This window comes from Veillonella seminalis (assembly GCF_003992065.1).
In the GTDB taxonomy this organism is placed as follows: Bacteria; Bacillota; Negativicutes; order Veillonellales; family Veillonellaceae; genus Veillonella_A; species Veillonella_A seminalis.
The window spans coordinates 23,730-36,757 of the sequence record NZ_RQUZ01000014.1 but is presented as its reverse complement, the minus strand read 5'-3'; the positions used below and the strand labels follow the sequence as shown (position 1 = coordinate 36,757).

Here is a 13,028-nt window from a genome sequence, read left to right as displayed (position 1 = left end):
TATAGTTACTACACACGAGGGTTCGTTCAATGTTATAGGAATAAGAGGAGGTTATTGTATGTCAGATACAACCAACAAACGATTTTATATTACCACACCGATTTATTATCCGAGTGCCAAGCTTCATATCGGTCATACCTATTGCACCACGATTGCCGATACGGTAGCTCGTTTCAAACGCCGTGCCGGCTATGATGTACGCTTTTTGACAGGTTCCGACGAACATGGTCAAAAGATTCAGCGTGCTGCCGAAGCTTTGGGGATTACACCGCTTGAATATACAACGAAAATTGTTAACGGTTTCCAAGAATTGTGGAAAGCCCTTAATATTTCCAATGATGATTTCATCCGCACTACGGAAAAACGTCATGAAAAAGTAGTTCAATACTTATTCCAGAAAGCCTATGATAAAGGCGATATTTACAAATCCAAATACAAAGGTTGGTACTGTACACCGGATGAAACATTCTGGACCGAACAAAAATTGGGACCTAACCATACTTGCCCTGATTGCGGCCGTCCTGTAGAAGAAGTGGAAGAAGAAAGTTACTTCTTCAGAATGGGTAAATATGCCGATCAATGGCTTAAATTTATTGAAGAAAATCCTGATTTCATTCAGCCGGAAGCCCGTCGTAATGAAATGATTCAGTTCGTTAAACAGGGGCTTGAAGATTTGGCCGTATCTCGTACCAGCTTTGACTGGGGCATTAAAGTTCCGTTTGATCCTAAACATGTCGTATATGTATGGTTTGATGCCCTTGTTAACTACATCAGTGCTTTGAATCCGCTCGAAGAAGACGACAGCTTATTCAAAAAATTCTGGCCTGCCGATATTCACTTGGTAGGTAAGGAAATCGTTCGTTTCCATTCCATTATTTGGCCAATTATGCTCATGAGTCTTGAATTGCCGATTCCTAAGAAAGTATTCGGTCATGGTTGGCTCGTTGTAGACGGCACCAAAATGAGTAAATCTTTGGGCAATGTAGTGGATCCGATTCCTCTCATTAACATGTACGGTTCCGATGCACTTCGTTATTACTTATTGAGTGAAATTCACTTGGGCAATGACGGTAACTTTACTTTACCTAACTTCGTTCAACGTGTTAACTCCGATTTGGCGAATGACTTGGGCAACTTATTGAATCGTACCGTAGCAATGATTGAAAAATATCATGGCGGTGTTATTACGGCTATGCCTTCAGTCAGCGAATTCGACAAAGATTTAGCGGCTATGGCGGAAACGACCGTTAAAGACTACGAAAACTACATGGAAGCATTTGACTTAAACCGTGCGTTGAAAACGGTTTGGGCTTTCATCGGTCGTACCAATAAATATATTGATGAAACGATGCCTTGGGTACTCGCTAAAGGTGCTGAAGCGGGCGATGCGGAAAAATTGCAAACCGTAATGTATCATTTGGCCGAAGCGCTTCGCATTATTGCCGTTCTCGTCGATCCTGTGATTCCTACAGGGGCCCCTAAGATTTGGGAACAGTTGGGTCTTACCGGTTTTGCCGAAGCCAAACTTGACGATGTACGTCAGTGGGGCGGTTTAGCCAGCGGTACTAAAGTTGTTAAAGGCGAACCTATTTACCCTCGTTTTGAAGTCACTGAAATGGTAGAGGCTCCGGCTGAAACAGCAAAAGCTGAAGACGCTAAAGCTGCCGACAAAGGTGCTGCTAAAACCGGTACGGAAGGTGCTGATGAAACAGACCACGTAAACGACGGCGCCGAAGCAGCTGAACAGGAAATTCCGCCAATTAAAGAAAATGTGGAATACGATGATTTTGCCAAACTTGATTTGCGTGTGGCTAAAGTTATTTCCTGTGAAAAAGTAAAGAAATCCAAGAAACTTTTAAAATTCGTCTTGGATGTAGGCGTAGAAGAACGCACCGTAGTAAGCGGTATTTCTCAGTACTATGAACCGGAAGATATGATTGGCAAGAAGGTAATTTACCTTGCCAACTTGGCTCCGAAGAAACTCATGGGGATTGAATCGTACGGTATGATTTTATCTGCCTCCGACTTTGCCGACCACTTGGAAGTAACCAACATTGAATCGCTCATTCCGGGAAGCTTGGTGAAATAAGATGGAATTATTTGATACGCATGCGCATATTAACGACAATCGTTTCGACAATGACCGTGAGGCCATGTTGGAAGATTGCCTGGCGCAAGGTGTTCGTTATATTATGTGTCCGGCCGTTGACCGCGGTACGGCTGAATCCGGTATCGCGTTGGCCGAAAAGTACGATTATGTGTATGCCGCTGTAGGCGTGCATCCTCATGAATCCAAAGATGTGACCGAAAAAGATTATGAATATTTTAAAGAACAGGCTCTTAACAATGATCGTGTAAGAGCTATCGGCGAAATCGGCTTGGATTATTTCTATGACTTTTCCGACCGGGAAACTCAGATGCGTGAGTTTAAACGCCAATTGGCGTTGGCTCGTGAAGTCGATTTACCGATTATTATTCATGATCGTGATGCGCATGGTGATATTATGGATACTTTGCGTACGGACGGTAAAGGAAACTATGGGATTTTCCATTGTTATTCCGGCAGTTGGGAAATGGCGAAGGAAGCCATTAAAATGGGTTTTTATATTTCCTTTGCAGGCCCCGTGGTTTTTCCTAAGTCCACTAAACTGAAGGAAGTGGCCAAACAAGTACCGCTCGATCGCTTATTGATTGAAACAGATTCGCCGTATTTGACACCGCCGCCATTCAGAGGTCGCCGCAACGATCCGAGCAAGACTCAGTTCGTAGCACAGGAAATTGCCTCATTGCGCGGTATGGAAGCGGACGAAATTGCTGCGATTACCCTTGAAAACGGCAAACGCATTTTTAACATTAAATAGTACAGATATTAAAGCATTGATACCTTAATAAAAAGAGCTCTCTTCGTGAGTGATGCGAAGAGAGCTTTTTTTTGTTCTCGTGCCGAGATGAAAGACTCATGTAATGACAAGGAAAAATTTTGTATAAAGTTCGTAAAGATTATGTAATATTCTTGAAATACTCTTTCAGTTTCGGTAAGATTAAGGTAACATATTGATTTAGACGAGAGGTAAAATTATGAAGCGTGTTTCATTTATAGATTTAGGGTCCAACTCTGTGCGTTTTGTCATTATCGAGATTAACGAAAATGGCAGCTATCAGTTGATTTATCAGCAAAAAGAGAGTATCAGACTCAGTGAGAATATGTGGGAGAAAAATAAGCTCACTGAAGAGGCAATGGAGCGTGCAATTATGACGCTTAAAGCCTTTGCTCATATGGCCGAAGCCATGGAGAGTACTGAAATATATGCTGTAGCAACCGCCGCCGTGCGATTGGCGAAAAACGGCAATGATTTTCTTAAGTTAGTTAAAGAACGTACAGGTATTGATTTGGAATGTATTGATGGCACGGAAGAAGCCTATTTGGGATTCTTGGGGGTAGTCAATACCATTGGCCTTCGTGACTTTATTCTCTTTGACCTTGGGGGCGCCAGCATTGAAGTAACACTCGTTAAAGACAGAGCCGTTAAACAAAGTGTAAGTTTACCGATGGGGGCACTTACCTTAACGGGTAAATTCCAAGAAGGCGACGAAATGTCCGAGAAAGAGCGGAAAAACTTAATTAGCCATATTCAGGACGTGTTAAGTAAGGAGAAATGGCTGAAAGATAAACAATTACCATTGGTCGGTATTGGCGGTACGGTGCGTAATTTAGCTAAAATCGATCAACGGGCCCACAATTATCCGATTGAAAAATTGCATAATTATGAATTATCCTTTGAACGTTTGGATGCTATGTATGAAGACGTATGCAATCGTACGTTAGAGCAACGCCGTAAGATCTCAGGCCTTTCGTATGAACGTGCCGATATCATCGTGGCCGGTACGGCTTTAATTCGTGAGCTTATGTTGTTTGTCGATGCCAATACGATTTGTGTCAGCGGTTGCGGTTTGCGTGACGGCTTATTTTATCGTTACTACGGCAAACATTATATGAATGACAGCGGCATTGTAGACAATATTTTGGTTCATTCGGCCGAAAATGTATTGCTCAACCGAGGTCAGGGTGATTTGATTCACGCTAAATATATCACTAATTTAGCAACCATGCTCTATGATCAGTGGGAAAAGGTGTATGAATGGGGTCCGCGTATGCGTGAATTAATGCAGGTGTCGGCCTTACTTCATGATATCGGTAAAACCATCAACTATTACGGTCATGCCCGTCATAGCGCATATCTGATTGTTAACAGCAGTCTTTACGGTTTATCGCATCGTGAACAGGCAATTTGTGCTTTTGTAGCAGCCAACTCCCACGGAACCAACAGCAAGTTTATTAAGGCATCGGCGTACGGTCATTTGTTATCAACGGAAGACCGTGCCATGGTAGCGAAAGTTTCTTTAGTGTTAGCTTTAGCGGAAGCCATTGACGAAAGTCATGAACAATCTGCCGTTTTGGTTAATACTGAATTTACTGATAAAAATATTAATGTGACCGTTTGGAAAAAACCGGGCGGTAACACATCCATTGCGGAGGTGGTTATTAATAAACTGATTAAGCAGTGTAAGAAAGATTTTAGGAAAAATTTAGTTGTAGAATGGCGAGAAGCCTTATAAGGAGGATATAATGGCATTATCGAAGCAGCCCCTGTATGGAACAATCCATCTGGGTGCCAGCAGTATGAGTATTACCATCGTAGAATACACCACTATCGATGAAGTGAAAATAATCGACTATGCTTCGCGTGATGTAAACTTTGGGGAAGAATTGTTTCACAATAAACGATTATCTTTCCAGACGATTGAAGAAATTTGCCGACTTTTAAAAGGCTACAAACGCATGTTGGAAGAATACGGTGTTGAACATTATACCGTATATGCAACGGCTGTTGTTCGTGAAGCTGAAAACCGTCGCAGTATTATGGATCAGATTTTTGTGCAGACCGGCTTCAAAGTGGAAGTCGTGGATATGCCTAAAGAAATTTATTATAAATACTTCGGTTTGTACTACCACATGATGAAACAAGGCCTCACTGATACCAAAGATGCGGCTTTATTTATAGATATTACATCCGGTGGTGTAGGTTTAACCGTTTGGCAAAAGGGTTCCTTGGTTTTCCAAGAAAACGTGCATTTAGGGACATTGCGCGTTATGGAATCGTTTAACCGTAATCAGCGTTCTTCGCTGTCTTTCCCGGCTGCGGTGGGTGAATACTTGCACAGTATGTTACAGCCGTTAGAAGACGAAGTACGTCGTTTTAACGTTAAATATTTTGTGCTGTCCGGCGATGAACCTCGTGAAATTGCCGAGCTTATGGGTTTTAAAACTCATAGTCAGGAAACGATGTCTTTATTGCCGCAACAGTTTGAAGATTTTGTAGAATCTTTCCATGGTGTTTCGGCTACTAAATTGGTTAATCAATACAATGTGCCGGAGCATCGTGCGAATATTCTTATGCCGACTATCGTATTATATACAGAACTTCTCAAAATGGTACGGCCGCAAAGCCTGTTAATCAGTCCTTACGGTTTTGCCGAAGGCGTTATTTTGTATAAAGGTGCGGAACTTGAAAATCATCATTTCCTCGATGTGATGCGTGAACAGAACTTACAGTTAGCTCGTGCCATTGCTCGAAGCTATCAGGTCGATGAAGCCCATGTGGCTCAAGTAGAGCGTTTCACGGTACAGCTTTGTCACAATTTAGCTGACTTCGATATTGATGAACGTATGATATTTGTATTGCGTACGGCCATTATTTTGTCGGAAGTGGGCAAATTTGTGAGTCTTCGTAATCACAGTGAGCATGCGTATCGCATTATCATGGGGACGGACCTTTTCGGGTTGTCGGACCGTGAAAAAGAAGTGGTAGCCAATGTAGTATTTTACCACTACAAGGGCAAGCCGGATGATGATGATGAAAACTTCCATTATTTAAAAGAAGTCCAAAAGATTTTGATCACCAAATTCGTGGCCATACTTCGTTGTATGCGTGCCCTGGATGTAAGTCATAAATTAAAGGTGTCGAAACTTGCCATCGAACGCAATGATAAGTGCATCGTAGTTAAAGCAACGACCAAACAGGATTTATCCTTGGAAAAATGGACCTTCGAACGAGAAGCGGAATATTTCAGTGAAGTCTTTGGTTTGGAAATGGTCTTACGCATAGGAGGTAAATAAGGCATGTTTGAAAACTATAAATATTACTTTAACCGTGAATTATCATGGTTAAAATTTAATCAACGCGTCCTTCAAGAAGCGATAGACAATACGAATCCATTGATGGAAAAATTGCGTTTTATTGCGATTACCAGTTCCAATTTAGACGAGTTTTTTATGATTCGCGTTGCCGGTTTGCGCCATCAAGAAGAAAACGGCATTATCAAATATGATGCGGCTCATATGGATGCACGTGCTCAATTACGTGCTATTGATGAATCGGCAAAACGTTTGGTACGCGTTCAATACACGTATTTGAATCATGTAATGGAAATGCTGGCCAAAGAAGGTTTGCACTTTGTAAAACCTGAGGAGTTGACACCGGAACAGTCAGAATGGTTACGTATTCACTTTGAACGTGTAGTATATCCGGTAGTAACGCCATTGGCCATTGATTCGGGCCATCCGTTCCCGTTTTTAGCTAATAAAACAATTAATACGGTTGTACAAATTAAACGTTCGGTCGTAGAAACCGAAGAAGATGAAGGCACTCGTAATGCGATTTTGCCGATTCCTTCCGTTCTCGATCGTATCGTAGAAGTACCGAGCCGTGACGGCCAGCGATATTTCATTTATTTGGAAGATATTATCACCTATTATGCAGATCAGTTCTTCGTAGGGTATGATATTTTAAAAACTATGACATTCCGCGTTACTCGTGATGCGGATTTGGAAATTGATGAAGAAGAAGCACAAGATTTGCTCCTTGAAATGGAAGAATCTTTGCGTCGCCGTCGCCGCGGTGCTACGGTTCGTTTGGAAGTGGCCGGTGAGCCTGACGATGAATTGTTGCATTTCATCTTGACCAGTTTGCAGTTAAAACCGAAAGACGCTTTTATTGCTCATGGTCCGCTTGATTTATGTATGTATTTCAGCTTCTGCGATTTGGAAGGCTATGACCATTTGCGTTATGCGCCGTTTGAGTCTTGTGAACCGGCTGATTTGGTAGGCCATGAAGATGAAAATATTTTTGACCTCATTCGACGTCACGATTTATTCGTTCATCATCCGTTTGAAACGTTTAAAACGGTTGAAGATTTTGTGGCTCAGGCTGCCAATGATCCGCAAGTTTTGGCTATCAAACAGACTTTATATCGCGTAAGCAGCAACTCACCGATTATTTCGTCCCTTATTAAAGCGGCGGATAACGGCAAACAGGTAACGGTTCTCATGGAAGTTAAGGCTCGTTTTGACGAAGCCAATAACATTTTGATGGCCCGTCGCTTGGAAAAATCCGGCTGTCACGTTATCTACGGTTTGAAAGGGTTAAAGACGCACTCCAAAATTACCATGGTTGTTCGTCGTGAAGATGATGCCATTCGTCGTTATGTTCACTTGGCAACAGGGAACTATAACGGTAAAACGGCTCGTTTATACACTGACTGCGGTATTTTTACCTGCAATGATGAATACGGTGAAGATGCATCGGCGTTCTTCAATCTTATTTCCGGGTATTCCGATCCTCCGATTTGGAATAAATTTATAGTAGCACCGTTAAACTTGCGTGAAAAGATCATGGAACTCATTGACGAAGAAATCAGTTATGCCGAAAAAGGTGAACCGGCCTATATGATCGGTAAAATGAATTCTTTGCTGGACCGTGAAGTAGTAGCGAAGCTTTATGAAGCATCTTCAAAAGGTGTTAAAATCGATTTAATCGTGCGCGGTATTTGTACCTTGCGTCCGGGGATTCCGGAAGTGAGTGAAAATATTCAGGTGCGTTCCGTAATCGGGCGCTTCTTGGAACATCATCGTTTGTTCTATTTCCGTCATGGCGGTAATGACCGCGTATTCTTGTCCAGTGCTGACTGGATGCCTCGTAACCTCAACGAACGTGTGGAACTTATGATTCCGATTGAAGATAAATTCCATAAAGACCGTGTACGCGGTATTTTGGACTTGTATCTTAAAGACAATCAGAAGGCCCATGTAATGCGAACAGACGGTTCCTATCGCAAATTGGTCAGCAAGACCGATAAGATTTCGGCTCAAGAAAGCTTGATGAAGGAAGCTAAACAGGCTAGCGAACGTCCAAAACCAACCGTTGTGGAACAGATGCAACCAATGTATAAAGAGTAATATTTTACACGAATCGTTTATTTTTGAAGTGCTGATTACAGCGAGTTGACTTCAAAAACATTTAAATACATTTTCGTGGAAATTTTAGAAAATCAAATATTTTTTCTTAATGGAGTACCGACTCAAATGGAAACTGTTTTACTGTTTTCAAGTCGGTACTTCTTTTTGATTATTAACATTGGAACTGTGAGCCCTTTGTACATGGGCGTTGTGGGGGAGGTGAATTTTTAATTGTGTAATTATTCTAAAATAGAATAAAAGAAAAATGAAGAGATTATAAATAAAATAAATAAATATAATGATAGCCATTTTTTGTACACTGTAAAAAGACACAGACTGAAAATAACAAAAAACATAAACATGAGAGAAATCTGAAATGCCTGCATTTATATGCATCGCCCGGCCGCTAAGTTGACGCTCTATATCTCTTTGTGGTAGAATAGCCCGGTAGGAGGGATTAGATGACAAAATATCTAGTAATGCAAAAGAAGAATATGACGACCCTCATAAAGCGTCATACGTCACTTTTGCTGTTACTCTTAGCAGTCGTGTTTATGACGATTTCCGGTTTTGCTTGGAATGAAAAAGCCGTTACTGTAATGGCTGATGGTCAGACACAGATTGTTAAGACACACCTCAACTCAGCGGAGGGCATTTTACATGATGCCGGGATCTCGCTCGGGGCCAAAGATGCTGTACTTTTAAGTACACCGACTTTGCAAAACGGAACTCAAATAACAGTTCTTCGAGCATTTCCTGTAAAAGTAACGGTTGACGGCGTTGCGAAAGATGTAATGACCGTTCAAACGACAGCCCAAGGTTTAGCTGATGAGTTGGGATATCATGCACCTAATTACGTACCATTGAGCGATGGTAATCAACACCTGCAAGCAGGCAGTGAAGTTGCTATAGCTCATGTAACCGGTCGTTCTGTAAAAACTTACGAACAGCCTGTAGAAGTACAGGTTATTCGTCAGCGAGATGACTCCATGAGCATCGGTGAACAAACAGTAGTCCAAGAAGGGACTCCGGGTTTGGTTTCCGTTGAGGAAGAAATCTTGTACCAGGATGGTAAGGAAATTAAAAAGCAAATTATTAGTCAGAATGATATTAAACGGATGGTACCGACAATCATCAAAGAAGGTACACGAGATGCAGTAGAAACTTCTCGTGGGGTAGTACGTTATCGCGAGGTGCTGACTATGGAAGCGTCAGCGTACTTACCGGGTGATGGTGATGGTCGAGGCATCACGGCTACCGGCATGGTAGCCAGACGAGGCGTTGTAGCCGTGGATCCTAACGTGATTCCATTGGGCACACGACTTTACATTCCGGGCTATGGCATGGCTATAGCAGCGGATACCGGCGGAGCAATTAGAGGTCATAAGATTGATCTTTTAATGGAATCCTATGGTGAGGCGATGGAATTTGGTCGCCGCTCCGTTGAAGTTTATGTGTTGCAGTAATTACAGCTTTGGAAATATGCTTTTATAAAGCTTAGTTTCGAGTAATTCGTTTTACAGTAATTAAATATGTAAACTCGTCGTAAGAAGGGGTTGTAACGAAATGCGGTTTGATGTGCATTTCGTTATAGCCCCTTCTTTATTATTTTTGAAAAATTTGGTAAAATTAAGTAGCTAAAAACCCTATTTTATTCACAGTTGATTATTAGGCCATTGTGGAAAGGAAATACTTATGTTAAAAGAAGTAATCGTAGTCGAAGGCAAATCTGATATTCAGCAAATTGCCAAAGCTGTAGAGGCTGATTGTATTGCTACCGAAGGATTTACTTTACGCAAAGGGGTGTTGGAGCAAATACAAGTTGCCTATGAAAAAAGAGGTATTATTATTTTTACCGACCCTGACAGGGCGGGCGAACAAATTCGTCGTTTTTTGGCCAAAAAATTTCCGGATGCGCAACATGCGTTTATTTCTCGTGATTTGGCAACGGCTAATGACGATATCGGGATTGAACAGGCTCCGCCGGAAGCTATTCGTGAAGCGTTGGGTAAACTGCATACGCAGTCGCTTGAGTCTTCGGAAGAATTTACCATGCAGGATATGGTAGCTCATAACTTAACCGGTTCACCGCGCAGTGCGGACAATCGGGCTATTGCCGGTGCTAAATTAGGTATCGGGTATGGTAATAGCAAGCAGTTTTTATATCGTCTTAATCATTATGGCGTGACACGTGAAGGCTTTAATGATGCCATGCGCGATATTATGATCGGTTAGGATTTTTACCTTCTCAGTTGAAAGGAAATATATGCTGGAATCAATTATTGCGAGTCCTGAAGTAGTACATTATATATGTAAACGCTTTGGTATTCACATGAGTAAAAAGTTGGGACAAAACTTTCTCATCTCTCGTCATGTAGTAGATGATATTGTTAAAGCCGCCCAGCTGGTACCGGGTGAACCGGTATTGGAAATCGGACCGGGTATCGGTACGCTTACGCAGGGCTTAGCCCAGAGTAAAGCAGACGTTACGGCCGTCGAATTAGACCGACGCTTGCTGGAGGTATTAGATACAACGCTGGCAGGCTATGACAATGTAAATATTATTCACGGAGATATTTTAAAAGTAAATATTCCGGAACTTATGAACCATAAGCCGTTTAAAGTGGTGGCCAATTTGCCTTACTACATTACGACGCCTATTATTATGTCTTTATTGGAAATGAAACTTCCTATAGAGCGTTTGGTTGTTATGGTTCAAAAAGAAGTGGCTGAACGCATGGTAGCCGAACCGGGGACAAAAGCATACGGTGCCTTGTCGGTTGCGGTTCAATACTATACGGAACCGGATATCGTATTTGAGGTATCGCCGAAATCTTTCTTACCGCCGCCTGAAGTGACCAGCGCGGTAATTCGCTGTCGTTTGCGTAAAGATCCGCCGGTACAAGTAGCTGATGAAAAGCTTTTGTTCCGTGTAATTAAAGCAGCTTTTGCACAGCGTCGCAAAACCTTCAGCAATACTATGAAGACCACGGGGCTTGCCAAAGAGCAGATAACAGCTATTTTGGAAAAAGCCGGCATTGACGGTAATTTACGTGGTGAAACGTTCACTTTGGATGATTTTGCTGCTTTAGCCAATGCTTGGCATGAGCTTTACGGTAAAGCATAAATTTCTGTTTAAGGTAAAGCGTCGCGTAAATTGCCGTTTAAGGTAAAGCGCCTGCTATTAAAAGGATGTTTTGTACTTTAGCTTAAGTCGGTATTTTTAAAAGTATAATTAAATCCTGATTGATATCTGAATTTATCAGTCAGGATTTTTGAAGTTTAAAATTGAAGCGTATATTAACAATCAAATATAGTTAATAAGTTGAATATAGGAGTTATACGTAATGTTACGTAATTTGGGTAAAGTGTTAGGTGTTACCGCTATTTTAGTTGTATTTGCGGCGCTCGTTTTTTATTTTACGGCACCGGTATATACATTGCGGGGAGTGCCGGTTTTAAATTATCATCAAGTGAATGATGAAAAATTTTCGCCATTGACAATGAAAACATCCGATTTTAGAAGTCAAATGGCATATTTACAAGAACAAGGTTATCATGCGATTACCATGGAAGAATTATACGGTTATTTGCAAAACAATTTGCCGTTGCCAAGTAAACCGATTGTAATCACATTTGATGACGGCTATGTGGATAACTATACTGAAGCTATGCCAATCTTAAAAGAATACGGCATGAAAGCTACACTATTTATGATTGGCGACTCTATCGGCGCACCCGGATTTTTGTCGGCTGAACAGTTGAAAGAAATGGAAGCAAGTCATGTATTTGAAATAGAATCACATACTTATTCCCATAAGGATCTGACTAAAATGTCGGCTAATACGGTGGCTACCGAATTTAGCAAATCTAAAGACATTTTGGAAGCCACCTTAGGGCATCCGGTACAATACATAGCTTATCCGTGCGGATTTACTAATCCGCAGGTAGATGCCTTGGCTCAGGCGGCAGGTTATCGCTTAGCATTTACCGTTGATACAGGTAATGCCAGAACCGGTGAAAACCGCTTTAACCTGAATCGCATACCTGTATTTGAAGGCGACAATCCGTTACTCAGTATGCAATTACGTCTGCATTACGTAGAAATTATCGGCGGCTTGTGGTCATTACGTGACTTCCTGCTCGCTCACAACCATCCAACCTTGGCATCCATCGTGCCGTTATTCTAAGCTGAACAAAGGTCCCACACCGGAATCTGGCTACTTCGTATCAAAAGATTCCTTGCGTGGGATCTTTGTTCAGTGTGTGGGGGAGGTAAAAAGAAGAACTCGCAACGAAAACTAGGCTATTCCATAGCAATAGTTTTCTTATGCGAGTTCTTCTTTTTGTGGTGTGGGCTTATTCACAGCAACAACGGGGGCGGTAATTTAGGTATCCTATTCAGAGGAATAACTTCTCACTTTTCCAATCTCTCATCCTCTACGGAATCCTGCTGCGGGCCTGAATTAGAGTACTGCCGCACGCTGAATAAAAGAGGGGACAGGGAATTTTCTCTTGGCCGGTAAAGTGTTGAATTGAGATGACATATAAATAGAGATGGTTTGGGGAAGAAGTTTTGTAGAGCTCTCTTTTTGCAGATAACGTCTTAAATTGAGATGATATAAAAGAAATAGAAATGGTTCGTGTAAGAAAAGTTTTACAAGCGAAGCGCAGTCACTTTTCGGCACGAACCATTTCTATTTTATACTAAGTATTTAAGAATTTATCTGCC

The 13,028-nt window shown here is 41.7% G+C and carries 9 protein-coding genes; all 9 read left to right on the top strand.

Annotated elements, in window-relative coordinates; genetic code table 11:
* The first annotated feature begins 58 nt into the window (after positions 1 to 58).
* The 9 genes from metG (at position 59) to EO126_RS09435 (ending at position 12,486) form a co-directional block, all read left to right on the top strand.
* Positions 59 to 2,089, top strand: a complete 2,031-nt coding sequence (gene metG / locus EO126_RS09475) for a methionine--tRNA ligase (RefSeq protein ID WP_127008625.1) — start codon at positions 59 to 61, stop codon at positions 2,087 to 2,089.
* A 1-nt stretch (position 2,090) separates the two neighbouring features.
* The gene (locus tag EO126_RS09470; protein ID WP_006556945.1) at positions 2,091 to 2,861 is read left to right on the top strand and encodes a TatD family hydrolase; all 771 of its coding nucleotides are present in this window, start codon (positions 2,091 to 2,093) and stop codon (positions 2,859 to 2,861) included.
* 217 nt (positions 2,862 to 3,078) lie between these two features.
* On the top strand, positions 3,079 to 4,617 hold the full coding sequence (gene ppx, locus EO126_RS09465; protein ID WP_006556944.1) for an exopolyphosphatase: 1,539 nt from the start codon (positions 3,079 to 3,081) through the stop codon (positions 4,615 to 4,617).
* A gap of 10 nt (positions 4,618 to 4,627) precedes the next feature.
* On the top strand, positions 4,628 to 6,178 hold the full coding sequence (locus EO126_RS09460; RefSeq protein ID WP_006556943.1) for a Ppx/GppA phosphatase family protein: 1,551 nt from the start codon (positions 4,628 to 4,630) through the stop codon (positions 6,176 to 6,178).
* Between the two features lie 3 nt (positions 6,179 to 6,181).
* Entirely contained in the window at positions 6,182 to 8,296 is a 2,115-nt protein-coding gene (locus EO126_RS09455; RefSeq protein ID WP_006556942.1) for an RNA degradosome polyphosphate kinase, read from the top strand.
* Between the two features lie 461 nt (positions 8,297 to 8,757).
* Positions 8,758 to 9,762: a 3D domain-containing protein gene (locus tag EO126_RS09450; protein WP_006556941.1), complete on the top strand. Its 1,005-nt coding sequence runs from the start codon at positions 8,758 to 8,760 to the stop codon at positions 9,760 to 9,762.
* Between the two features lie 229 nt (positions 9,763 to 9,991).
* A complete protein-coding gene (gene rnmV, locus EO126_RS09445; protein WP_006556940.1) occupies positions 9,992 to 10,531 on the top strand; it encodes a ribonuclease M5 in 540 nt (179 codons plus the stop codon).
* A gap of 31 nt (positions 10,532 to 10,562) precedes the next feature.
* A complete protein-coding gene (rsmA, locus tag EO126_RS09440) occupies positions 10,563 to 11,423 on the top strand; it encodes a 16S rRNA (adenine(1518)-N(6)/adenine(1519)-N(6))-dimethyltransferase RsmA (protein ID WP_006556939.1) in 861 nt (286 codons plus the stop codon).
* A gap of 220 nt (positions 11,424 to 11,643) precedes the next feature.
* Positions 11,644 to 12,486 carry a polysaccharide deacetylase family protein gene (locus EO126_RS09435; protein ID WP_006556938.1) on the top strand — a complete coding sequence of 281 codons (843 nt, stop codon included), beginning with the start codon at positions 11,644 to 11,646 and terminating at the stop codon, positions 12,484 to 12,486.
* Positions 12,487 to 13,028: the final 542 nt, after the last annotated feature.